Annotated in this window: 20 protein-coding genes; 10 read left to right on the forward strand and 10 right to left on the reverse strand. The window is 42.1% G+C overall.

The window, feature by feature from the left end; all coding sequences use genetic code 11:
- Window position 1: 1 nt before the first annotated feature.
- The 4 genes from IM797_RS06080 to IM797_RS06095 all read right to left on the reverse strand — a co-directional run bounded on the left by IM797_RS06080 (window position 2) and on the right by IM797_RS06095 (window position 3,469).
- Window positions 2-1,258 carry a putative DNA modification/repair radical SAM protein gene (locus tag IM797_RS06080; protein ID WP_194126221.1) on the reverse strand — a complete coding sequence of 419 codons (1,257 nt, stop codon included), beginning with the start codon at window positions 1,256-1,258 and terminating at the stop codon, window positions 2-4.
- 73 nt (window positions 1,259-1,331) lie between these two features.
- The gene (locus IM797_RS06085) at window positions 1,332-1,976 is read right to left on the reverse strand and encodes an HD domain-containing protein (protein ID WP_194126222.1); all 645 of its coding nucleotides are present in this window, start codon (window positions 1,974-1,976) and stop codon (window positions 1,332-1,334) included.
- Window positions 1,973-2,194, reverse strand: a complete 222-nt coding sequence (locus tag IM797_RS06090; protein WP_194126223.1) for a helix-turn-helix domain-containing protein — start codon at window positions 2,192-2,194, stop codon at window positions 1,973-1,975. Before IM797_RS06090 ends, IM797_RS06085 begins: the two co-directional genes overlap by 4 nt.
- An 87-nt stretch (window positions 2,195-2,281) precedes the next feature.
- A complete protein-coding gene (locus IM797_RS06095; RefSeq protein ID WP_194126224.1) occupies window positions 2,282-3,469 on the reverse strand; it encodes a class I SAM-dependent RNA methyltransferase in 1,188 nt (395 codons plus the stop codon).
- A 72-nt stretch (window positions 3,470-3,541) separates the two neighbouring features.
- On the opposite strand from IM797_RS06095, the gene IM797_RS06100 reads away from it, so the two are divergent.
- Entirely contained in the window at window positions 3,542-3,910 is a 369-nt protein-coding gene (locus tag IM797_RS06100) for a DUF3127 domain-containing protein (protein ID WP_194126225.1), read from the forward strand.
- A gap of 184 nt (window positions 3,911-4,094) precedes the next feature.
- On the forward strand, window positions 4,095-4,397 hold the full coding sequence (locus IM797_RS06105; protein ID WP_194126226.1) for a hypothetical protein: 303 nt from the start codon (window positions 4,095-4,097) through the stop codon (window positions 4,395-4,397).
- A gap of 4 nt (window positions 4,398-4,401) precedes the next feature.
- Here IM797_RS06105 and IM797_RS06110 read toward each other — a convergent pair whose 3' ends face one another.
- Window positions 4,402-5,304: a cation diffusion facilitator family transporter gene (locus IM797_RS06110; protein WP_194126227.1), complete on the reverse strand. Its 903-nt coding sequence runs from the start codon at window positions 5,302-5,304 to the stop codon at window positions 4,402-4,404.
- A 170-nt stretch (window positions 5,305-5,474) separates the two neighbouring features.
- On the opposite strand from IM797_RS06110, the gene IM797_RS06115 reads away from it, so the two are divergent.
- Both IM797_RS06115 and IM797_RS06120 read left to right on the forward strand, forming a co-directional pair.
- Entirely contained in the window at window positions 5,475-7,310 is a 1,836-nt protein-coding gene (locus IM797_RS06115; protein ID WP_194126228.1) for a sensor histidine kinase KdpD, read from the forward strand.
- Entirely contained in the window at window positions 7,307-8,002 is a 696-nt protein-coding gene (locus IM797_RS06120; RefSeq protein WP_194126229.1) for a response regulator transcription factor, read from the forward strand. The genes IM797_RS06115 and IM797_RS06120 overlap by 4 nt, the downstream gene beginning before the upstream one ends.
- On the opposite strand, the gene IM797_RS06125 is transcribed toward IM797_RS06120, so the two are convergent.
- The gene (locus IM797_RS06125; protein WP_194126230.1) at window positions 7,999-8,760 is read right to left on the reverse strand and encodes a GLPGLI family protein; all 762 of its coding nucleotides are present in this window, start codon (window positions 8,758-8,760) and stop codon (window positions 7,999-8,001) included. The two genes, IM797_RS06120 and IM797_RS06125, sit on opposite strands and share 4 nt — an antisense overlap.
- 35 nt (window positions 8,761-8,795) lie before the next feature.
- Complete coding sequence (locus IM797_RS06130; RefSeq protein WP_194126231.1) at window positions 8,796-11,546, reverse strand: TonB-dependent receptor; 2,751 nt, start codon at window positions 11,544-11,546, stop codon at window positions 8,796-8,798.
- A 150-nt stretch (window positions 11,547-11,696) separates the two neighbouring features.
- On the opposite strand from IM797_RS06130, the gene IM797_RS06135 reads away from it, so the two are divergent.
- On the forward strand, window positions 11,697-13,499 hold the full coding sequence (locus tag IM797_RS06135) for a DUF4153 domain-containing protein (RefSeq protein WP_194126232.1): 1,803 nt from the start codon (window positions 11,697-11,699) through the stop codon (window positions 13,497-13,499).
- A gap of 24 nt (window positions 13,500-13,523) precedes the next feature.
- Window positions 13,524-15,815, forward strand: coding sequence for a helix-turn-helix domain-containing protein (locus tag IM797_RS06140; protein WP_194126233.1), 2,292 nt, complete (start codon window positions 13,524-13,526; stop codon window positions 15,813-15,815).
- 1 nt (window position 15,816) lies between these two features.
- Here IM797_RS06140 and dapF read toward each other — a convergent pair whose 3' ends face one another.
- The gene (dapF, locus tag IM797_RS06145; protein WP_194126234.1) at window positions 15,817-16,602 is read right to left on the reverse strand and encodes a diaminopimelate epimerase; all 786 of its coding nucleotides are present in this window, start codon (window positions 16,600-16,602) and stop codon (window positions 15,817-15,819) included.
- Between the two features lie 201 nt (window positions 16,603-16,803).
- On the opposite strand from dapF, the gene IM797_RS06150 reads away from it, so the two are divergent.
- The 4 genes from IM797_RS06150 (at window position 16,804) to IM797_RS06165 (ending at window position 22,073) form a co-directional block, all read left to right on the forward strand.
- Entirely contained in the window at window positions 16,804-18,354 is a 1,551-nt protein-coding gene (locus IM797_RS06150) for a trypsin-like peptidase domain-containing protein (RefSeq protein WP_194126235.1), read from the forward strand.
- 238 nt (window positions 18,355-18,592) lie between these two features.
- Window positions 18,593-19,273 carry a succinate dehydrogenase cytochrome b subunit gene (locus IM797_RS06155; protein ID WP_194126236.1) on the forward strand — a complete coding sequence of 227 codons (681 nt, stop codon included), beginning with the start codon at window positions 18,593-18,595 and terminating at the stop codon, window positions 19,271-19,273.
- Window positions 19,274-19,303: 30 nt separating this feature from the next.
- Entirely contained in the window at window positions 19,304-21,283 is a 1,980-nt protein-coding gene (locus tag IM797_RS06160) for a fumarate reductase/succinate dehydrogenase flavoprotein subunit (RefSeq protein WP_194126237.1), read from the forward strand.
- 19 nt (window positions 21,284-21,302) lie between these two features.
- Window positions 21,303-22,073, forward strand: a complete 771-nt coding sequence (locus IM797_RS06165) for a succinate dehydrogenase/fumarate reductase iron-sulfur subunit (protein ID WP_194126238.1) — start codon at window positions 21,303-21,305, stop codon at window positions 22,071-22,073.
- Window positions 22,074-22,155: 82 nt separating this feature from the next.
- Here IM797_RS06165 and IM797_RS28655 read toward each other — a convergent pair whose 3' ends face one another.
- Both IM797_RS28655 and IM797_RS06175 read right to left on the reverse strand, forming a co-directional pair.
- Complete coding sequence (locus tag IM797_RS28655; RefSeq protein ID WP_194126239.1) at window positions 22,156-24,177, reverse strand: TonB family protein; 2,022 nt, start codon at window positions 24,175-24,177, stop codon at window positions 22,156-22,158.
- A complete protein-coding gene (locus IM797_RS06175; protein WP_194126240.1) occupies window positions 24,174-24,551 on the reverse strand; it encodes a BlaI/MecI/CopY family transcriptional regulator in 378 nt (125 codons plus the stop codon). The genes IM797_RS28655 and IM797_RS06175 overlap by 4 nt, the downstream gene beginning before the upstream one ends.
- Between the last annotated feature and the right edge of the window lie 73 nt (window positions 24,552-24,624).

Genomic DNA, 24,624 nt, shown 5'->3' on the forward strand with positions numbered 1-24,624 from the left:
TTTAGAATAAAATCAATTGCTGGGTATCGTGCTTCAGATATTTGCTTTGACTTTCAGCCATGATGAATGATTTGATTTGCGTACCCTGATAATCTTTAAGCTGGTATGGAGAATCTGCACACTTGATGAAATGACGCGCCCTGTTGTAGGCAACACCAATTTTTTTAAGCTGATCTATCCTGAGTTTTCCAAATTGACGTGCCTGTACAATTTTTTTAGCCGAACTTACGCCAATCCCAGGAATGCGGAGGATCATTTTATAAGCAGCTACGTTAATATCTACAGGGAAAAACTGCAGGTTACGCAGGGCCCAACTTAATTTAGGATCAATGTCAATATCCAAATGCGGATTAATGTCGTTGAGTAATTCATTGACGTGAAATCCATAAAATCGCATCAGCCAGTCGGTTTGGTAAAGTCTGTTTTCCCGGATCAGTGGTGGCTGAGATCCCAGGAGTGGCAGACGATTGTCGTTGCTGATTGGAATATAGCCTGAATAGTAAACCCGCTTAAGTGAAAAGTTCCGGTAAAAAGTATCTGCGGTCTGCATAATGTCTTTATCGGTCTCAGGTGTAGCGCCAATTACCATTTGTGTACTCTGGCCAGCGGGCACAAATTTAGGGACATTCCGGATCAATTTTTTGTCTGCTTTAAATTGCACAATCTGATTCTGGACCAGGCCTAGCGGCTGGATGACGTCCTGATGGCTCTTATCCGGGGCCAGCAGTTTTAAGCCGCTTTCCGTGGGCATCTCCAGGTTGATGCTCATCCTGTCCGCATACATACCTGCCTCCGTAATCAATTCATCACTTGCTCCCGGAATGGTTTTTAAATGGATATAACCATTAAACCGCTCTTCCAAACGCAGTTTCTTTACCACTTTCAATAAACGCTCCATGGTGAAGTCGGCATTTTTGAAAATCCCCGAACTTAAAAACAAACCTTCTATATAATTTCGGCGATAAAAGTTCATGGTTAATGAAACCACTTCTTCCACGGTAAAAGCAGCCCTTTCAATATCATTGCTCTTCCTGGATACACAATAAGCACAGTCGAAAATGCAATGATTGGTGAGTAGAATTTTAAGCAAAGAAACGCAGCGACCGTCCTCGGTATAAGTGTGACAAATTCCCGAGGCATGACTGTCACCTAATCCTTTGTTGTCATTTTTCCTGGTACCGCCGCTTGATGAGCAGGATACATCATACTTGGCCGCATCAGCTAGTATATTTAGTTTCTCCCTAATTCTTTCAGACATTCCTCAGCTATATTATTAATACAACTCAAAAATACTAAAAAAATTAGTAATACGCTATGCTAAAATTTTAAATTTACATTCCTTCCCATTCCTGGTAAAAATGATCCAGATAAAGCAACATAAAGTTATGCCGCTGTTCGGCCATTTTACTGCCTTCAGTGGTTTTCATTAAATCTTTCAGCAAAAATAGTTTTTCGTAAAAGTGGTTAATGGTGGGCGCAGTCGTATTTTTATACTCCTCTTTAGTCATTTGAAGCTGCGGCTTTATTGCCGGATCATACAATACCCGGTTTTTATAACCGCCATAGGTAAAAGCCCGGGCAATACCAATGGCACCAATTGCATCAAGGCGGTCTGCATCCTGAACAATATCTAATTCTTTAGACTGAAAAGTAAGTGTCCCCAGACTCGCTTTGAAACTTAAATTCTTAATGATGAGTTGTACTTGCTCAATAACCGTAGGTTCAAGGTTTAGCTGATGCAAAAACTCACCTGCGATCCTTGGCCCGATTTCTTCATCGCCACCATTAAATTTGCTATCTGCAATGTCGTGCAACAGGGCAGCCAATGAAACGATCAGTAAGTCGCCCTGCTCAACCTCATTTATTTTTAAAGCTGTCTTGTACACCCGTTCGATATGGAACCAATCGTGTCCGGCTTCTGCATCGGCTAATGTTCTTTTAACAAATTGAATGGTTTGCTCAACAATTGGATTCATGATGATAATAATTCTGTCACGTCTACATCCAAAGCCCTGGTGATCTGAAAAAGCCTGTAAACTGTAATCTGGCTGTAGCCCAATTCAATTTTACTATAAGCATTTTGTGAGATGCCAAGTTTCCCTGCCAGGTATTCCTGTGTCAATCGTTTGGATTCCCTGGTTTTTCTGATGTTTTCGGTAACCTTTTTAGTCTTTAAATCTAGCAAATCGTCCATAGTCTTTTACGCAATAAGGTTATTTATAGTTTAATAAACGATAAATATGCCGCTAAGGTTTTCGAATATGGTAAGATTGCTTATCTGTTATTTCTGAGGTGCTCTTTCTGTTTCCGGACGTCTGGTGCCGTCATACAATTCATATTCCAGCATCCTGCAATCCAGTTTACCATTGTAAAATTCTACTTTTCTTGTCGCTTTGAGGCCGATTTTTTTGGCCAGATCTGGATTCCCGGTAAATATATATCCAAAATAGCCTTTACAGTCCTGTTTCATAAAGTCACCCATCCGTTTGTAAGTCAGTTCCAGTTTGGAGTGTACACCTAAACGCTCACCATATTCCGGATTAAAAACAACAACGCCTTTTCCGCCTTCAGGTACCTGGGTTTCTGCAAAGTCGCATACTTCAAAGCTGATTAAAGTATCCACTCCAGCAGTTTTCGCATTTTTACGACTGACATCTACAGCATCTTCTGATAAATCGGTGGCTACAATCTGCAAGTCCACATTTTTAATAACCTGGTCTTTAAGAATTCTTCTTTCAGCAAAAAACACCTCTTCATCATAGCCCATGATGTGCATGAAACCATAATTCATGCGATAAAGCCCAGGTCTGCGGTTTGTGGCAATTAAAGCCGCCTCAATCGCCAAAGTTCCAGAACCACACATCGGGTTCACAAATGGCGATTTGCGGTCCCATTTACTACTTAGCACTACTCCGGCAGCCAAAGCTTCCAGCATGGGTGCTTTTCCAGGAATTTTGCGGTAACCGTGTTTGGCCAGTGTTTCACCAGAGGTATCAATGAAGATATCTGCTTCACTGTCTTTCCAGTACAAATGGATCACGGCTTTATTGGCATCAGAGCCTGAGTTTGGACGGATATCTTTCTTTGCTTTAATCCGATCCACAATGGCATCCTTCACTTTCAGGTTGGCAAAAAGTGGCGTGGTAATGGTTGGGTTATCCACATTTGAAGTTACTGAAAAATAACCGGCAAAATCGATAAGTTCTTCCCAGGGCATGTCTGCCAGTTCACGGTATAATTCTTCCGGATTATTAGCTTTAAAGCTCTTTAAACAATACAAAATCTGGCTGGCACACCTTAAATTTAAGTTTAATTTAATGCATTCAGCCATGGTAATGTTCAATTCTATCCCTGTCGGAAAATCTCTAACAATCTCATAGCCCAGGTCTTTAACCTCTTCAAGTAAATAAGGCGAAAGCCTTTTGTTGCAGGTAATGATAACCTTGCTTTTTGTGTGGAAAACTTGCATAATTTATTCTACGAAGTTATCAATAAAAATATAGAGATTTGAACTTCGTAGTAGAATAAAATAGTATTTGTTATGGAGATAAAAGGAAAAGTGCATGAAATTGGTGCATTACAACAGGTAAGTGAGACCTTTAAAAAACGCGACCTGATCATAGAATATGCAGAAAACCCTACTTATCCTGAATACATCAGGTTTGAGGCTTTACAAGATAAAACAGCTTTATTTGACAGTCTGAAACAAGGCGATGATGTTGAGGTTTCTTTCAATTTGCGCGGTCGTCCATGGACAGATAAAACCGGTAAAACATCTTATTTTAACAGTTTAGTAGTATGGCGGATCAATGCGTTAACCAATAGCGCAGCGGGAGCTCCTACACCACAATATGCGCCACCAGCTGATTTAAACAGCGCTCCTGGCGAGGAAGATGATCTTCCTTTCTAAAAATCTTTTTTAAATTAAACAAATTGACCACCAAGTGCCGGAAATACCTTCCGGCATTTTTTATTACTGATCATTCACACCTGAAATACATCTGAGCCACACTTCCTTCACAAAAGGGTACCTTTTTCTGAACAAGGACTGAAGCAGGTGTGTGGGATGTGTGTATAATTATTAAATTCGCAGCATGCACGAATACAAGGAACAGCTTTTTCAGAATTTAAAGAAATATTTAAAAGGATCAGGTTGGACATTGGTCCGCTTGTTTGAAGGTAGGGGAGAAATACAGGTGATTTTACCGGACAACCTCGATGTCAGTAAAGAATTTGATCAGTTGTATCGGATATTGGATCAGTTGCCGGATATTAACCTGGAGCCAGAGCAGGTCTTCATCAGTTTTTGCCACAAAAACTGGCAGGATTACTTTTGTACTGTCATCAACCCGGATCCGGAACTGGTTGCCAAAAGCATGCTCCTGGATGGAGATTGATCCATCAGCCAATTATCTGGGGTTGTATAAATACGAAACGAACAAGCGGGTAGGCAGTTTTGATCATCTTTCTGATCCTTTCAATAGCCGTGGTGATGTCTTCTGTATCCAGATCATCTTCAAAAGTAACCAGGAGCATCAATACGATCTCCTCTGGCGATTGGTAGTCGGAAAGGACTTTAATCACCTTGACCACAGTGTTGTCCCGCTCCACCATGTCAATGATCTTTTTTTGCGTTTCGGGCATAATACCCTCACCCATCAGCAAACTGCGGCTTTCACGCGCCAGAATTAAGGAGACAGAGACCAATAAGAGTCCGACAAGTACTGACGCCAGGCCATCCAGGTAAGGCATGTTGAATTTATGACTGCAATACATCATTACAAATACAATAACCAGCCCCAATACCGCAGCTCCGTCTTCAAAGAGTACGAGGAAACTTGAAGGGTCTTTACTTTTTACAATGGCTTTCCACCAGGAAAGTCCGGCTCTTACTTTATTAAATTCCTTAATCGCAATAAACAGTGAGCTGCCTTCGAAAATGAAAGAGAAACACAGTACCCAATAGTTAATTGTTGGATCCCCCAATAGCTCTGGTTTTCTGATGTGAGCTATTCCCTGGTAAATCGACAACCCGCCGCCCAGACCAAAAATCAAAATGGAAACTACAAAAGACCAGAAGTACAATTCTTTACCGTAGCCAAACGGGCGCAGCGCATCTGGTTTTTTATGACTTCTTTTTAACCCATATAACAGCAATACCTGGTTAATGGTGTCTACCAGGGAGTGTATCCCTTCGGAGATCATGGAAGCGCTATTGCTAATGGCTCCAGCAATGAATTTGGTTATTGCAATCAGTAAATTCGCTGCTAAAGCACTATAAATCGATTTGTTGTTTTTGGCCATTCTGAATTTGGTGCAATGCTATGCGGTAATTAAACAATGATCTGGCCAATTCGTTCTCATTTTAGTGTTTCATTTTTTAATATAAGCTCCTAATTAGTCAGTTTACGTGTTAAATTTTGTTAAATACGGGAGTTTGTGTGTATCCTTCGCTACTTTTGATTAATCTATTCATGAAGAAAAGAAGCCTTTGGCTCATCACCGGACTAATGACCGTAGCTTTGCTCGGGGTGTTTGTAATGCAGTTGTATTACATCAGGGAAGCCTATTACCTAAAATCTCAGCTGTTTGAACAGGATGTTAAGCAGGCTTTGAATGTGGTGGCCGACAAAGTGCAGCGGCGTTATGCAGCCAGCCATATCAATAAAAAGGATTATGAGGTTAGAAGAGAACGGGAACGGGAGTTTAGAGATAAAGCGCAACAGATTGTTGATTTTAAAGAGCGCTATAAAGATCAGGAAACCAAACGGAAATTAGAGCAGCAAAAGAAAATTATTGCCGATCTGAACATGCGGGATAGCCTGGTACGCGTCGCTTTTCCTAAACCACAGTTGATTAATGAAGATGTATTTCAGGAAATCTCTAAACCGGATAATAAAGGAAAGTCTTTTTTGCAAGTGCAGGTTGACTTTGGAATTGATGCTTTTGGCAATGTGAGTGGCAATGTGAACCAAACTGTAGTTTCCAAGGGGATACGAACTTTTTCGCTGGCTCCCGGAAGCTTGCCTGACAGTATTCGTTACCTGGCGTACAACCCCAATAACCTGAACCCGATCACAGTCAGCCTGGAACGCGTAACACCAGATTTGGCCCTTAAATTTAGAATAGAAGATAAGCTTGCCGAGCAAAAGTACAAACAAGGCCTCAAAGAGCTCATGGAAGATACGATTGCGGTAGCAGGAACCAACCTCAATTATCTGGAAGACGTAGCTAAGGAGATGCGCCAGGTAAATGTCCCGATCAATAAAAGAGTATCTATAGATTCCCTTGATGTGTTGCTGGAAAGAGAACTTCAAAGCAAAAATATCAAATTGAACTATAATTTCTGGCTTAAGCTGGCCAATAAAGATTCATTGCTGTATCAAAGGGTGTCAAATGGTTTTCAGGATACCCCACAGGATACTTATAAAACCGAGCTGTTTAGCAATGACGCTTTTCGCGATCCGGGAATGTTGTACATCAGTTTCCCCAATAAAAATACGCTGATCCTGCAAAATATGTGGCTAACCATGGCTTCTTCAGCAGCTTTATTGTTGGTGCTGGTCTTCATTTTTGCCTATACCATTTATACCATCCTGAGACAGAAAAAGATCTCTGAAATGAAAACGGACTTTATCAATAACATGACCCACGAATTCAAGACACCAGTGGCCACCATCATGATTGCCAGCGAAGCATTGAAAGACCCGGAAATTGTAGAAGATAAGAACAGGGTCAGTCGCCTGGCCGGAATTATTTACGATGAGAACGTACGCCTGGGCAATCACATTGAACGGGTTTTAAGCATTGCCCGCTTAGAAAAACAGGAATTGAAACTGGAATATCAGGAAGTGAATATTCACGATCTGATTATCGCTGTGGTGGATAGCATGACTTTGCAGCTACAGAAGAAATCCGCCGATGTTCAGCTTGAACTGGATGCTACAGATGCAATTATTTACGGAGATGAACTCCATTTGTCAAACGTATTTTATAACTTGATTGACAATGCCAACAAGTACAGTGCTGAACAACCTAAAATTGTGATTAAAACGCGGAGTAATGGCAAATACCTGATCCTGCAGATTGCTGATCAGGGGATTGGGATGACGAAAGACGAGACGAAACGTATTTTTGACCAGTTTTATCGCGTACCTACAGGTAACCTGCACGATGTAAAAGGTTTTGGCCTGGGCTTAAACTATGTACAGGATATTGTTGAGCAGATGCATGGATCTATCAAAGTGCACAGTGAAAAAGATAAGGGTACGGAATTCGAGATAAACTTACCATTAAACCATAGCAAATGAAAAAAATTTTATTGGTAGAAGATGATCCCAACCTGGGGTTGCTATTACAGGATTACCTGCAGTTAAAAGGAAAGTTTGAAGTGGTGCTTTGCACCGATGGAGATGAAGGATTAAAGGCTTTTAGCAAACAGGAGTTTGACCTCTGCATATTGGATGTGATGATGCCTAAGAAAGATGGCTTTACACTGGGAAAGGAAATCCGAAAAATCAGTCAGGCCGTACCCATCATTTTTGCTACGGCAAAAGCCATGATGGAAGATAAAGCTTCTGCCTATGACCTTGGCGGCGATGATTACATCACCAAACCTTTTAGGATAGAAGAGTTATTGCTACGGATCAATGCCCTTTTAAAACGTGTTGCTGTAAAGGAGCAACCCGAAGCAGGTCCGGAGCAAACGCAATTCCAGATCGGTGCTTATCTTTTTGATTATACTACCCAACTGATCCATCACAATGGTCTGCAACAAAAGCTTTCTACCAAAGAAGCCGAGCTATTGCGCCTGCTTTGCTTAAAAAAGAATGCCGTTTTAACCCGGGAAGAGGCTTTGCTCAGCATCTGGCATGATGACAACTACTTCAATGGACGCAGTATGGACGTGTTTCTTAGTAAATTGCGTAAATACCTGCGTGAAGATCCTAAGGTTGAAATTTTAAACGTACACGGAAAAGGATATAAGCTATTGGTCAACTAAAGCATCAATAGCTTCATCATCCCGTTTGCCCGCTTGCCCCATCTGTCCATCAGTTTGTTGGCTGTTTCCATCAATCCTTTGTTATCCGTGGGTTTCCCTTTCGTGGGTGGCTTGATTTCAGTAACGGGCTTATCGGTCACACTTTTTGCAAACCAGGTGATGTTGTCATGCGGAAGTGCTACGCCCAGGATCATTCCTGGTAATCCGCAAAATGACTCCGGTCCCCCGGAAACAGGGATCTTGTCTGTGTAAAAGGCAACCACATAAACAGAATCCAGAATCACGGCATTTGCCCTGCGGCATTCGTAACCAGCTATATCACGCATTTCGCTGGTCAGTTTCCAGTTGATTTTCCGGGTGCTGTCCTTAACCAGGAAGGTTTCCTCAAAAAAGATTTTTTCCGTAGTGAAGGTATTGGTCGCAAAATCTGTGTACGTAATGTTCGCTTGTTCACCGCCTGGTGAGCCAAACATGTCCATGCCGTTATCCGTTTCTGCAACCGGTTTAAACAGTGTTTTATTGTCCGAAAAGCTTAAGGTGCTTTTGAGTACTTTAAACTGCGGGATCGATTTTTTATAATCGTCAAATGATCCGCCCATTCTGTCGCCCACCTGGCTCATCATTTTTTTGATCGCGGCATGTTGGTTAATGCTTTTCTCAAATTCAATGATGCCACTGGTTGTAAAGCGTGCATTCTGGGCAAATAAGGTCTGCATACAAAGCGTTAGTCCGGCTAATAAAATGAATTGTATTTTCATCCGTATGTTGTTTTTTATCAATGATGAAGTTGAATTTATAGTCCGCCCATTTTGTTAAAATCCCAGGCTAAAGATAACAGGAAATAACGCTGAATGGTGGTGGAGTTATTTTGATTAATGGTATTGTTATATACAGATCTGTTAAATCCGGTATTCTGATTGAGCAAATCCTTTCCGGTTAATGAAAGGACCAGGCTTTCAGACTTCAGGAACTTTTTATTGATCGATGCATCCCAGGTCAATCTGCTGATCGACTGGTCGAAAGATTTACTTTTGCCGGTGTATTGATACCTGCCATTTGTACGAAGCTCTGTTTTGCCGGGCAAACGCAGCATCAGGTCGAAATTTCCGTTCATTCCGTAACTGTTGTTGCTGGTCTTTACGCCCCGTATGGAGTTGCCGGAAGTATTGTAACTTGGCATAAGCGATACACTTACACTATACTGCTCGTTATATTTGTGGATGCTTGGGCCAATCGAATAGTTGAAGGACTTTGAAGTATTTAAGAAATTATTAGATAAGCTATAGCTATAGTTTCCGCCCACATTGGCATCCAGGTTCAAATTTATTCCCAATATTTTTCTACCTGAAGATACATTGAGCTGGAAATTAACCGGTGTTTTATGATCCAGGTTGATGGCTTGTGAAGTCGTTTTTCCTGCCGTATCAGTAAAGGTACTGTTGGTGATGGCGTTAGACGTAAAGCCGAAATTACCATTGATCATGAGCGTCTGTTCAGTGAGTAATTTAAAAGAGCGATAGGAAATCCCCATGTTGCTACTGAATGCGGGTTTTAGATTTGGATTTCCGTAAACAATGTATAAAGGGTTTTCATTGGTTCTGTACGGCTGAATCTGATCTAATCCAGGTTGTGTCGTATTGCCATTATAATTAAACTGCAGACCGGAGCTTCTTGAAAAGTTATAATTGAAGGTAGCCTGGGGATTCCAGTTAACAAAACTTCTTTTTAAGGTGCTGTCAGCAAGTACATCAACCTGTTTAAAACTCGTTGTCACAATGCGGGTGCCAAAATTAACAACCATTTTTCCTTTGGTGTAATTTAAGATCAGGCCTGCATTATTGTTCAGCTGGTTAAGTTTAAAGTTATTGCTGTATTTGGTGTCCAGTATGTCGTATTCACCTGCTGGATTTTTATTGAAGGACTTCCGGTCGGAACTGCTTTTGTTCAGGTTAAAACCATAGTTCAGGATCATAGATAAGGTTTTGCTGATCGGTTCGGTATAGGTGGCATTGGTGTTCCACGCAGATTTGAAGGTGCGATTGGTTTTTAACTGGTCTATTTTGGAAATGCTGTCCAGCACATCTTTTTCATTGTAAAACTGATTTGTCGCATTCAGATAACCCGAACCTATCGACTGGGTTAGAGATTGCTTCATGTTAACTGAAACTGTTCTTCCTTTCTTTTTAAACTTTTTTGCCCAGAATGCGGTGGCGCTGAAAGCTTTGTCATCGCCTTTATTTGTAACATCCCGTTCACTTTTACTTAAATAGCTGCTGTCTGCTCTTTGAATTGAGGAATCGAAATGATCGGTTAAGTCATTGTGTTTTGATGAACCACTAACAGATACTTTCAATGTTGAACTGGAGTCCAGCTGCATGTTCAATGTACCATCCAGCTTTTGATTTAAGGAAAGGCTATTGGACTGCTGATCGGTTTTGCTAATGTTTGTCCGGCCAGGAAGCGTTTCTATGCTGAGGGAATTGCTTTCCCCAGCGGTGCTAACTGAACCGAGTTTGTAATTCGTGTTGATGCCGTATTTATCTTTCCACTTGTTTTCATAGTGCAATCCGCCGTTTCTATTGATCGAAATTCCGCCAACTCCACTGCCCATGCTCAGGTCGTCGCCCACATCCATAGAAACCATCATGCCACCACTGCCATCATCTGTAAAATCCACGCTGCTAAAAGACATCATGCTGCCAAAGGAATTGTTGGTGTTTCCGAGGGCACCATAGGCGGCAAACTTCTGTTTCCCTTTAAAAATATTGATGGTAGCTTCGTTTTCATAAAAACGTTTGGTGCCAATTCCAGTGTTCAGGTTTCCAAAGTATCCATTTTTCTTATCTTCTTTCAGTTTAAGGTTAATGGTCTTTGATTTTTCTCCATCATCAATTCCGGTAAAAGTGGCCTGATCGCTCTTCTTATCATAGAGTTGTATCTTGTCGATCATATCCCCACGCAAATTCTTTGTTACCAGTGTCGGGTCATCGCCAAAAAACTCTTCCCCATCTACGAGTACCTTATTTACCTTCTGCCCCTGGGCAGTAATTTTTCCATCTTTGTCTATCTGGATGCCTGGAAGTTGCTTCAGCAGATCTTCCACTCTGGAATTGGGTTGGATGTTGTAACTCCCTGCATTAAATTCAGTAGTATCCCCTTTAATCGTTATCGCTGCCGCTTTTCCTTTGATGATTACCCCTTCTAATAAGGTTGATTTTAGAATCAGGTTCACATTGCCGAAATCTTTAACCGCATGGACCGGATCCAGGGTAAATTTCTCCGCGTAATCTGCATACCCTGGATAGGTAATGAGAAGGATAAATTGACCGGAATGCAGGTTGTTTATTGTAAAACGACCCATTACATCAGCTCTGCTGTATTTAACCAGGGTTGAGTCTTTTTGATTTAATAGCGTGATGGTCGTGTTAACCAGTTTGTAGGTGGCCATGGTATCTGTCACAGCGCCTTTGATGCTGTATTTGCTTTGTCCGAATGACGAAAAGCAGATCAGGGTAATCAAAAGCGTAAAATAGGTCAGTTTCATTAGGTGTTTTGTCGAAAGTAAAGCTGTTACAAGAAATATTTTGGAATTAAGACGCTCGGTATTAAAATTTGTTAAAACTTTCAGCAAATAAATTTCTGTCTAAATATGTTTACTTTGTGGCACATCAATGATATACCATAAATCTTACCCATGAAATTAAAACTCCCATCCATACACACCTTATGGCTTAGCTTCCTTCAGGTGCTTTCCCGATTTCCGCTGCAGGTCTGCCTGGCTTTTGCGGCTACCATAGCCTGGTGCTTTTTGTTGGACGCGGATGATCCGACCCAGGACCGGCTGGTACTTTTTTTATGTACCTGTAATCTGGGCCTGACCTTATTGCTGGCCACAGATTTATATGCGGAATCCAGAGAACTTAATCCATTAAAAAAATGGGGCTTAAGAGTTATTGCAACACTCATCTGTGCGGGACTCTATTTTGCCTTGAAACCTTCCTTTTACCGGGCTGATGTTTACCGTATTGGTATGCTGGCTCTGGCCTTTCATTTACTTGTCGCTTTTGCCCCCTTTATCAATAAAGGTAATTTAAATGGCTTCTGGCAATATAATAAATCCCTGTTTTTGAGATTCTTGACTGCTGCGCTGTATGCAGGGGTACTGTACGCCGGACTGGCCATTGCACTAGTAGCCATCGATGGCTTATTCAGCGTCAAAATCGGCTGGCAAGTTTACATGCGGCTGTTTGCTGTGGTTACTGCCGGATTTGAAACCATTTTTTTCCTGGCTGGGGTACCTGTTGATTTGAAGGCGCTGGACCGGGAAGAAAGCTATCCCAAAGGTCTTAAAATATTTACTCAATATGTCCTGATCCCACTGATGACCATTTACCTGTTGATCCTCCTGGTTTATGAGGCGAAGATCATCATCAGCTGGCAGTTGCCCAAAGGTCTGGTCTCGACACTTATCCTGGGGTACGCGGTATTTGGCATTTTGTCATTATTGTTGGTTTATCCCATCAAAGAAAAGGAAGGCAATGGCTGGATCAAACTATTCTCCCGTTTTTTTTATTTCATGATGATCCCGCTGGTGTTGCTGTTGTTATTGGCTGTCTGGAAAAGGGTAGGGCATTATGGAATTACTGAATCCAGATATATTCTGATTGTGTTGGCTGCCTGGTTAGCTTTGATTACGGTCTACTTCCTGTTCAGCAAAAAACAAAACATTAAGGTCATTCCCATCAGCTTATGCATTTTGGCGCTACTGGCAACTTATGGCCCGCAAAGCGCCTTTTCGGTGTCGGAATTCTCACAGATATCCAGATTGAAGAGGTTGAGAATTTCTACTGCTGAAAAAGATATGGCTGAGCAGGAGAACGTGGTGGATTATCTGGTCGATCGCCATGGTTTAACCGCATTACAGCCTTTTACCAAGGTAAACCTGGATGCATTGGAACAGCAAATCGAACTTAAAGATTCGGGCCGGTTCAGCTATATCATTAAGGGCAATAAATTAGATACCGCCTATGCCCTGCTTAAAATCAAGCGCACAGATCGCTATCGCTATCGGAGCGATAAGCGCTTTGAGGCTGAAACGGGCAGTGTAATCGATGTGAAAGGTTATGATTATGTCATCCCGGTTGAAAACTATACCAACAAGAATACACAGAAAATAAATAAAGTGACCCTACAGATCGAAAAAGTAAGGGATCGTGATTTGAAGATAAGCGTAGGAGGTAAAGCTGTAGAGTTCAACCTGCGGGATATGGCCAGGGGAGCAGTGGCGGAATTTAAAACAGGTAAGCTGAAAGGTTCGCCAAATGACAGTGCGCTATTTTATCTTCCTTCAGCAGTGCTTTCCATGACCAGAAAGTTGAACAACATGGAAATTAAATTGGTGGTCACTTCACTTAATGCCAATACCAATATGGATGATGAAGCTGAGCTGAATAGCTGGTTAAGTTACAATGGTTTCCTGCTGATTAGGATAAAGTAATTTGTTCTTGGTAGATTTGCAGTTATGTCGAACTCAGAAATCGCCAATCCTGCAGAAATCGCCGCAAGGTTTGTAAACTATACGTCAAAGCACATCTTTTTAACGGGAAAGGCTGGGACGGGTAAAACTACCTTTTTGCGTAAGCTGATGCAACTGACCCATAAAAAAGCAGTTATCGTTGCGCCAACTGGTATTGCGGCCATTAATGCTGCGGGGGTAACCATCCACTCTTTATTCCAGCTTCCTTTTGGTACGTATTTACCAAAAGCACCAGCGCAGGATGGCGACCATTATAACCAGCAATACAATACGCCAAAATCTATTGTCAGGCACCTGAACATGACGGCTGCCAAACGAAAGGTCTTGGTTGATCTGGAATTGCTGATTATCGATGAGGTGAGTATGTTGCGTGCCGACCTGCTTGATGCCATGGACATGGTGTTGCGCTATATCCGTAGAAATAACGCGGCGAGCTTTGGTGGGGTCCAGGTGCTTTTTATTGGCGATTTGCACCAATTGCCGCCGGTAGTCAAATCCAATGAGTGGAACTTGCTGGCGCAGTTTTATCAGAGTGTTTATTTTTTTGATGCACTGGCTTTACAGCAACATCCACCAGTATATATTGAACTGGAAAAAATATACCGGCAGGCGGATGATGTATTCATCAATTTGCTCAATAACCTGCGCAACAATGAGGTGACACAAGCAGACGTGACTTTGCTGGATAAATATTATAAGGCCGATTTTAAGCCTGCTTTAAACGATAAATACATCACCCTAACTACCCATAACAACAAAGCTGATACTTTAAATAAAGAGCGACTGGAAGAGTTGAAAGCTGTTTCTTATCTCTACCGGGCTAAAATTGAGAAAGAATTTAGTGAATACGCCTATCCCGCAGAGCATATTTTGGAGTTAAAGGTTGGCGCACAGGTGATGTTCATTAAAAACGATCCTAAAGGGGAACAGCGTTTTTTTAATGGAAAGATTGCTACGGTAACAGCTTTAACCTCAGATACGATCGAGGTGCAGGCTGAAGGTGACAATGAGAAAATTATCCTGGAAAAATATACCTGGAAAAACATCAAGTATACCACCGACAAGGTTACCGGTGAAATTGAAGAAGACCTGGTTGGTACTTTTACCCAATATCCGCTTAAACTGGCCTGGGCAATTACCGTACACAAGAGTCAGGGTTTAACGTTCGATAAAGCCATTGTCGATATTGGCAGCGCTTTTGCACCCGGACAAATCTATGTGGCCCTGTCCCGCCTCCGTAGCCTGGATGGCCTGGTACTCACCTCTCAGATTTCGGGCAGTGGCATCCGTCAGGATCAGAATGTCTCTTCCTTCTCAAAAAATAAACGGGACCACAATACGCTCGAAGCGCAAATCGGAGCAGAAAGCGAGGCCTTTTTACAATCTTACCTCTTACAGTGTTTTGATCTTGTGCCTTTGGACAATTATGTATACGAACATGTGCATTCTTATACCAAAGACATCAACAAATCAGCTAAACAAAAACATGTCAAATGGGCGCAGCAACTGTTGAAGGACCTGAGTGAGCTGAAGGTGCACGCCAGCAAATTCCTGTCGCAGATCCAGCGCTTATGCCAGGTGAAGACAGATGAAGGTCTGTCCGCTTTGCTGGATCGGACCATTGCTGCTGAAAATTATTTCAATCCACAGATCGTTGGTTTTTCCAAGCGCATCTTTGAACGTATGGAGCTGGTCAAACAAGATAAGCAGGTTACTGCATTCTTAACAGAACTGCTCGAAATGGAAGCTTTGTTTTATGAGCAGTTCAAAAAGATCCGTAAAGCAACAGCCTTGCTTCAGGCTAAAATTAATGGAAAAGAGTTTACCAAAGATGATGTAAACGCGCTGTTAAGCCAGGCTGCCCGTGCTGCACAAATGGAAAAAGTGTTTGCTATGCCTGGTAAACTTGATTTTACCGAAAAGAAAACCCGTACCAGTAAAGCCGGAACTAAAGCCAAAGCAGCACCCAAAGAACCTAAGGCCGATACCAAGGAGTTGTCGCTTGAATTGTTGAAACAAGGTAAAACCATAGCTGAAATTGCTATTGAGCGCAAAATGGTGGTGGGTACCATAGAAGGGCACCTGGCCCATTATGTAGCTACACAGGAAGTAGATGCCAAAGATATCATCGGCAAAAGGAAGTTGAACAATATCCTGGATGCCATCCGAGACCTAAAAACGTTGCAGATGAACCCCATTCGGGAACATCTCGGACGTGACTATTCTTTTGGGGAGATCAAGATTGGTGTGGCGGCACACCTGGCAGAAAGAGATTAGTCTAAATGCTCAGCTCGCCTGTAAATACCTGCTCTGCCGGACCACATAAAAATACGTTGGTAAAGTGCTTGCCGTCATAGTCAAATCTGATTTTTAAATTGCCGCCCAACACCTTTACCGGAGTTTCGATATGCCCGGTTTGTTGCTGGTGCTTGGCCATGGAAAGCGCTACTGCGGTTACGCCTGTTCCACAAGCATAGGTCTCATCTTCTACTCCGCGCTCAAACGTGCGGACAAATAGGTGATCGCCTTTGTCTTCCACAAAATTTACATTGATGCCTTCTTTTTTATAAGTATCGTTGTTGCGGATCGCTTTGCCATCCTGAAAAACATCCAGTACCTCCAGATTGTTTACCTGGGTTACATAATGTGGCGAGCCGGTATTCAATACATAGGCTTCTCCATCAGTGTTAATGGTGTCAATATCAATCATTTGTAAGTCTACCCAGTTGCCTTCTGCTGTAATTTTGGCATAATGCGGGCCGTCTACTGCCAAAAAGTTAGTTTCTGTCTCTATGATGCCGAGGTGTTTGGCAAAGGCAACAATACAGCGCCCCCCATTTCCACACATGCTTCCTAAATTTCCGTCTGCATTGAAATAAAGCATTTCAAAATCAAAGTCTTTGTGGTTCTGCAACAGCATCAGTCCATCGGCACCTATGCCAAAGCGCCTGTGACATAAGTCATGTACAGTCTTGTAGTCCTGTGCATTAAATGATAAATCCCGGTTGTCGATCAGGATGAAGTCGTTTCCGGCACCCTGATATTTATAGAAATGTATGGTCATTGTAGAAGGTTCTTGTCATTTAACATTTTTTAACACAGTATAAGCTGTCTTTGCCATACAAATATCGTCTATATGGTATTAAATTTGAGTAAATCAAAGAAAATAAAATATCAGGATACGCGAAATTGAATTCCGGATGAGATTAGGTACTGGTATTTTAGAAAAAAAGGTTTTATAGTAGATCAGTAAATAAATAAAAAGATGAGAAAAATAGGAATAATAGTGATGGCCGCATTGATTGGTGGCGCGTCAGCAATTGGCGCCTATAAGTTATTAGAGCGCAAAAGCAATGGTTTATCCTTTGCCGAACAACAAAATGTGCTTTTTGCAAGTAACCCGGTTAAGGTCGCTTCAACAGGAGCGGTAGATTTTGTCCAGGCTGCTGCAGCAGTATCTCCTGCGGTGGTGCACATCAAAACCTCATATGGCAGTTCTTCAAATGAAGGTGGCAATAGCCGTAGCCGTAGTGGTTCGCCATTTGACATGTTCGACGACCTGTTTGGGGGTGGCGGTGGCCGGATGCAGCGTGCACCAAGAGCAGCTTCAGGTTCTGGTGTAATTTTAACTCCTGATGGTTATATCGTGACCAATAACCATGTGGTAGAGAATGCAGATAAAATCGAAGTGATTTTAGCTAACAAACGTAAAGTTTTAGCTAAAGTAATTGGTACAGATGCAAATACCGACCTGGCCTTGATTAAAGTAGAAGAAAGCAATCTTCCTGTGGTAAAAATGGGGAATTCTGACAATGTGCAGATTGGTGAATGGGTATTGGCTGTAGGTTTTCCACTTAATTTGCAAACTACAGTTACTGCAGGTATTGTGAGTGCTAAAGGACGAAGTATCGGTATTTTAGGCAGACAGCAGCAACAACCTACCCAGGAAGAGTATGAAGAGTATCAAAGAACAGGTAAGTACACGCCAAAAGCAAACAGCAGTATAGAGTCATTCATTCAGACCGATGCTGCCATCAACCCTGGAAACAGTGGTGGTGCCTTGGTTAACGCCAATGGTGAGCTGATCGGTATCAATGCTGCCATCGCTTCACAAACTGGCACCAATGAAGGTTATGGTTTTGCCATCCCGGTAAACCTGGCAAAAAAAGTATTGGATGATTTTAGAAAATATGGCAGCGTAAAACGCGGTTATATTGGTGTTTCTTTCCGTCCGCTGGATGCTGATTATGCAGAAGAACTGAAAATTAAAGACATCAACGGTCTTTATGTAAATGAAGTGCTTGCCAATGGTGCGGGTGCAGCAGCTGGAATTAAACAAGGCGACATCATCAAAAAAGTAGATGGTGTAGAAGTGTTTGATTCTCCGGATTTGCAGGAAAGAATAGGCCGTTTAAGCCCTGGTGATAAAGTGCAGTTGACCATATTACGTGATGGTGGCCTGAAAAATATCGGTGTGACTTTGAAAGGAGAGGGTAGTGTGGGTGTGAACACCAGCAAGCTGGCCAGTAAGTCTACAGGAACAAGCATTGAGGTGTTGGGTGCTTCGTTTGAACCTGCAACCGCACAGCTTAAAGCACGTTATGGCGTGAAAAACGGGGTAGTTGTAAGCGGCATTGAAAGCGGTAAACTGTTTGATTCCTGGGAAATCCCTAAAGGAGTCCTCATTACTTCTGTGAATGGAACTCCGGTAAACAGTGCTAAAGATGTTCAGAATGCATTGCCTGTTTCTAAAAATGGAATGACCATGATCACTGGTGTAGGTCCGCAAGGCAGGTTTACCTATACCTTAAAATAATAAAAATTGAATTTTTGAGTAAAAAAGGCTTATCATCCCGTTGGATGGTAGGCCTTTTTTGCATAAGTAGCTTCAGAGTGTTCTTTCTGCTGTATAAAAGTTGCGCCCTTATCTTTTTGAATTATCATTCTTTTGTAATATTAGAATGTTTCTAAATAGCTGATTTATGGATGGAATTACCAGATTAATTCTTTTATTAAATACTTTTGCATGAATAGAATTATAAAAAAACAATCAAATGGCTAGTTTCGGAAACGCTTTTTCCTCCTCTATCGGAAAAAAATTAATTATGGGCATTACGGGCCTGTTCTTAATTTTATTTTTAATAGTGCATTGCTTTATCAACGCGCTGATCTTTTTCAATGACGGTGGCCTTACCTTCAACATAGGCGCCCACTTTATGGCAAGTAACTGGCTGATCAGGGCCGGAGAGATCGTACTTTTTGTAGGATTGATCGCACACATTGTTCAGGGAGCACGTTTAACCTTTCAAAATCAGGCTGCGCGCCCGGTGAAGTATGCAGTAACCAATGGCAAAGCAAACAGCAAATGGTATTCACGCTCTATGGGCCTTTTGGGTACTTTATTGCTGATTTTCTTAATTGTTCACCTTTCTAATTTCTGGGTAGTATCCAGGTTCACTGGCATTCCAACTGTAGATGCAAATGGTCACGAAGATCTTTATGCAGTGATGAAAGAGACTTTTAAAGAATTATGGATCGTGGTTTTATATACATTGGCTATGATTTCATTGGCTTACCACTTATTACATGGTTTTGCTTCGGCATTTCAGACTTTGGGTTGGAACCATAAAAAATACTCGCCGATCATTAAAGCGCTGGGTGTTTGGTATTCAATCATCATCGCTTTGCTTTTTGCGGCAATGCCGATTGCAATGTATGCAGGTATTATTAATTAATTTTTGAACAACGTATAAGCTTAAAATAACATGGCAGAATTAAATGCTCATATACCAGAAGGTGAATTAACCGAAAAATGGACTAAGTTACGTTCTTCTATGCCCTTGGTTAATCCGGCCAATAAAAGAAGTATAGAGGTCATCGTTGTAGGATCGGGTCTGGCAGGTGCTTCGGCAGCGGCAACCCTGGCCGAGATGGGCTACAAGGTTAAATGTTTTTGCTTCCAGGATTCGCCTAGAAGAGCGCACTCTATTGCAGCTCAGGGCGGTATCAATGCAGCAAAAAACTATCAGAACGATGGGGATAGTACTTATCGTTTGTTTTATGATACCATTAAAGGTGGTGATTACCGCTCACGTGAAGCCAACGTTCATCGTTTGGCCGAAGTGAGTGCAAATATTATAGATCAGTGTGTGGCACAGGGTGTACCACTGGCCAGGGAATATGGTGGCTTACTGGACAACCGCTCTTTTGGTGGTACCCAGGTACAGCGGACCTTTTATGCAGCCGGGCAAACTGGTCAGCAATTGCTTTTAGGTGCTTACAGTGCTTTGGAGCGTCAGATCGGAATGGGTAAAGTAGAAATGTTTACCCGTCATGAAATGCTGGAAGTTGTGGTGGTTGATGGCAAAGCACGCGGAATTATTGCCCGTGATTTGATTAGCGGCGAATTGCAACGTCACTCAGGTCATGCCGTATTGCTGTGTAGTGGTGGTTACGGAAACGTATTCTACTTGTCTACCAACGCAATGGGTAGTAACGTAACTGCAGCCTGGAAAGCACACAAAAAAGGCGCTTTCTTTGGTAACCCTTGTTATACACAGATTCACCCGACTTGTATCCCGGTTTCCGGAGATCACCAGAGTAAATTAACTTTGATGTCTGAGTCCTTACGTAATGACGGAAGAATCTGGGTACCTAAAAAGAAAGACGATAACCGGAAGGCATCTGACATTCCTGAGGAGGAAAGAGATTATTATTTAGAGCGCAGGTACCCTGCTTTTGGTAACCTGGTACCTCGTGATGTGGCCTCGCGTGCAGCTAAAGAGCGCTGTGATGCCGGTTATGGTGTAGGTAAATCTAAATTGGCTGTTTATCTTGACTTTAAAGCCAATACCGAGCGTTATGGTCGTATTGAAGCCAGTGTTCAGAACATCCACAATCCGGATAAAGAAACCTGTATGCGTTTAGGTCGTGAGGTAATCAAGGAGAAATATGGTAACCTGTTTGACATGTACAAACAAATTACCGGAGAAGATCCTTATGAATTGCCAATGCGTATTTATCCTGCGGTTCACTATACCATGGGTGGTTTATGGGTTGACTATAACCTGATGACTACCGTTCCAGGTTTATATGCTTTAGGTGAAGCCAACTTCTCTGATCACGGTGCAAACCGTTTGGGTGCTTCGGCTTTGATGCAGGGATTGGCTGATGGTTATTTTGTAATCCCTTACACCATTGGTGCTTATTTGTCTAAAGAACTGGCTACAAAACCAATTCCACAAGATCACCCTGCTTTTATAGAAGCAGAAGCAAGTGCAAAAGGTATTATTGATAAATTCTTCTCTATTAAAGGAACGAAGTCTGTAGATCATTTCCATAAGAAATTAGGAAAGATCATGTGGGAGCGTTGCGGTATGGCGCGTAATGCTGAAGGCCTTAAAAAAGGTATTGAAGAGATTCAGCAGTTGCGTAAAGATTTCTGGAGCGATTTGCGTGTTCCGGGTGATGCAAACGAACTGAACCCTGAGTTAGAAAAAGCAGGTCGTGTGGCCGACTTTATTGAGCTTGGCGAGTTGATGTGTATGGATGCCCTGAACAGGAACGAATCTTGCGGAGGACACTTCCGTGAAGAATATCAAACTGAAGAAGGTGAAGCTTTGAGGGACGATGTAAATTACGCTTATGTTGCCGCCTGGGAATATAAGGGTGATGTGAAATTTGAACTTCATAAAGAAGAGCTGAAGTTTGAAAATATCAAAGTTGCACAAAGAAGTTATAAATAGGTTTTAAAATCTCAATACCATGAGTACAGAAAATATGAATTTAACGCTGAAAGTATGGCGTCAAAAAGATCACAAAGCCAAAGGTAATTTGGTAGATTATAAATTATCTGATATTTCACCTGATATGTCATTCTTAGAAATGTTTGACGTATTGAATGAAGGTCTTGTTGATAAAGGAGAAGAGCCTGTTGTATTTGATCATGATTGTCGCGAAGGTATTTGCGGTGCATGTTCCATGTTCATCAACGGACAGCCACATGGTCCGCTGCAGGGGGTAACCACCTGCCAGCTGCACATGCGTTCGTTTAAAGACGGAGATACCATTGTGGTTGAACCATGGAGAGCGCAGGCTTTTCCGGTAGTTAAAGATTTAATGGTAGATCGGTCTGCCTTCGACAGAGTAATTGCAGCAGGAGGCTTTATTTCGGTAAATACCGGAAACGCCCAGGATGCCAATAGCCTGCCGATCCCTAAGGTACAAGCCGATTCAGCTTTTGAAGCCGCAGCTTGTATTGGTTGTGGTGCTTGTGTGGCCACCTGTAAAAACGCTTCTGCGATGTTATTCGTTTCTGCAAAGATTTCTCAGTTGGCACAATTGCCTCAGGGACAGCCGGAACGTTACCGCAGGGTTCAAAGTATGGTTGCTCAGATGGACGCAGAAGGTTTTGGAAATTGTACCAATACCGGAGCTTGTGAGGCTGAATGTCCTAAGGGCATCTCTCTAGAGAATATTGCACGCATGAACAGAGATTTTTATTCGGCTAAATTTGTATCTGAGGAATCTATTTAATAGATTTATAGCACGAGACAAGGTATTACACGGAAAACCCCGGCTAAATTTAGCTGGGGTTTTCCGCTTTTAATAGGGGAATTTATTTTTCGTTTTTTGTGGGTGTAGCCTTTTCGTTCTCGGCGGCTTTTCCTTTGGTGGTTACGATAATGACGCCATTTGCGCCTTTCAATCCATATATTGCCGTTGCGTTTGCATCTTTTAATATGCTTATGGATTCGATCTGATTGGGATCAAGTGTTTTCATGTCTACATTTTCTGTAATTTTTCCATCAATCACGTATAATGGTGGATTGGTTACTGAACCTCCGTTTCTGATGGCTAAGCCACCCTCATCGCCAAATCTGATACCCTCTACTCTTCCTGCGGGTTTTTCTATTGCGCCAGTTGGATTGGCAGGTTTATTCAAGGTAAAACTGATCGGGATATTGTATTTCACCCTTACCGCTTTACCATCCTGAATGCCCGGGTTCCATTTAGGTGATTCTTCCAATACCCTGACTGCCTCTTCGTCCGTTCCGGAACCCAGTTTTCGCTCTACCTTAATGTCCGTTAATTTTCCGTCTTTTTCCACAACAAAGGACACAAACACTTTTCCCTGGGTATTGTTTTTAACGGCTTCTGCCGGATATTTTACGCTGCTTTTCAAATAAGCATAGAAATTCTGCATCCCTCCGGGAAAACCAGGCTGGGTTTCTATAGAAACGAAATCATATACCTTCGTGTCGTTCTGATCTATCCCTACCTGCGACAGGTTAATCGTTTTTTGGGCAGTTTCTGCTCCGCCGGCATAGGCCATTATTGAAATGTCATTCAAAGCAGCATATCCCTTAACCGGAGCGATATTGGTGTTGAGCTTTGGGGTATTGGCACCAGAAAGAACGAACTGAACTTTAATGGTGTAATTGCCATTTTTAAGATCTTTATAGCCGTTGTAGACAGCGATTCTTCTCATGACTTCGGCATCGCAACCTCCGGCTAATTTTTGTGCAATACCCACGTTTTCCAGGGTTCCATCAGTCAGGGTAAATTTGATCATGGTTGTACCCTGGATTTTATCCTGGTGCGCAACAGCAGGGTATCTGACTGTTTTTTTCATATACTGGTAGAAATCTTCCCAGCCTTCAAGCGTTTGAACGCTGGCCTGATTAATGGTCAGCTTCTTTTTTAAAGCGCTTGGTACCATGGGCTGGATAGATTCCGTTACCACTTCTGTAACCACATCGATCGGATTGCCCGATGGCAGCTCTTCAGTGATGGCTTTGATTTTTTCATTGTTTTTAATCGTTGCCGATGACAAGGTCAGTGCAATGGCAAAAAGGGGTAAAAACAGGCCATACTTCAGGATGGCGGTTTTTCTGGATCTTTGTTTATAGAGCATAAAAATTCTTTTTTTAATTAGTGATTTGTTAAAAAAACTATTGGTCAGTGATTCTGAGGTTACGCCAAAAGCACTGCTGAGCAGTAGTAATGCGTATTGTTTTTTATCGCCCTGAAATTCGGCAGCCTCTTCGTCCGCCAGGTATTCATGGATATTTTTAATTGATTTTTTGTACAGGTAAATGATGGGATTAAACCAGGTCAGGATCGCTACGGCTTCAAAGATGATAATGTCCAGGCTGTGTAGTTGCCGGGCATGGGTTGCTTCATGAATATTGATGGTCTGGTGTTCCGGCATTTCCTGATCTACATGGACTTTACTGAAAAAGGAAAAGGCAGCTCCGTTTGAGGGCTGATGACGAAGGCTTTTTCCCACCAGATACAGTTTCATGATGAACCTGCAGCTAAAAAAGAGTACCCCAACAGCATAAATCAGTACCAATAGATTTCCCGGGCTTAGCGCATGGCTGTCTTGCGGTTCAACAATGACCTGTGTCATGAAGTCGTTGAGTTGTCCCACACTTGCATAGATCGGTTCCGCGACGGCTTGCTGGCTAAACCATTCAAATCGGAGAAAAGGAATAGCGAAAGACAGTACGGCTGCCGATACCAGGTAAATCCGGTTCAGGATGAAATAAGTTTCCTTGTCTAACAAGAACTTATAAAAGCCATAAAATACAATTAAGTAAATGTTGACTTGCAGGAGGTAGTGTGCCCAACTCATCTTGGTCTGTTTTTAATTTTGTTGATCATTTTCAGGATTTCGTCTACATCGCTGACATCCAGCTTTTCTTCCTTGACAAAGAAAGAGAACATGCTTTCTACAGAATTCTCAAAATAGTTGTCAAGCAGTTTTTCTGTCGCATGGCGTTTATAGTCTTCGCGACTGATCAGCGGATAGTATTGATGTGATTTACCAAAGGCTTCATGGCCTATAAATCCCTTGGTCTCGAGAATCCGGATAATGGTGGATACAGTATTGTATGCAGGTTTCGGTTCGGGCAAGAAGTCCATGACCTCTTTTACGAAGCCTTTTTCGATTTGCCAGATGATTTGCATGATTTGTTCTTCTGCCTTGGTCAGGTCCTTAATGTCCATATGGATTAGTTTATGTTGCTTTATTCAAAAGTTAATTCTGGTTAACGCGTATTTCCCAGTATAACTAAAGATT

Origin of the sequence: Pedobacter sp. MC2016-24 (assembly GCF_015223055.1) — a bacterium.
GTDB lineage: Bacteria > Bacteroidota > Bacteroidia > Sphingobacteriales > Sphingobacteriaceae > Pedobacter.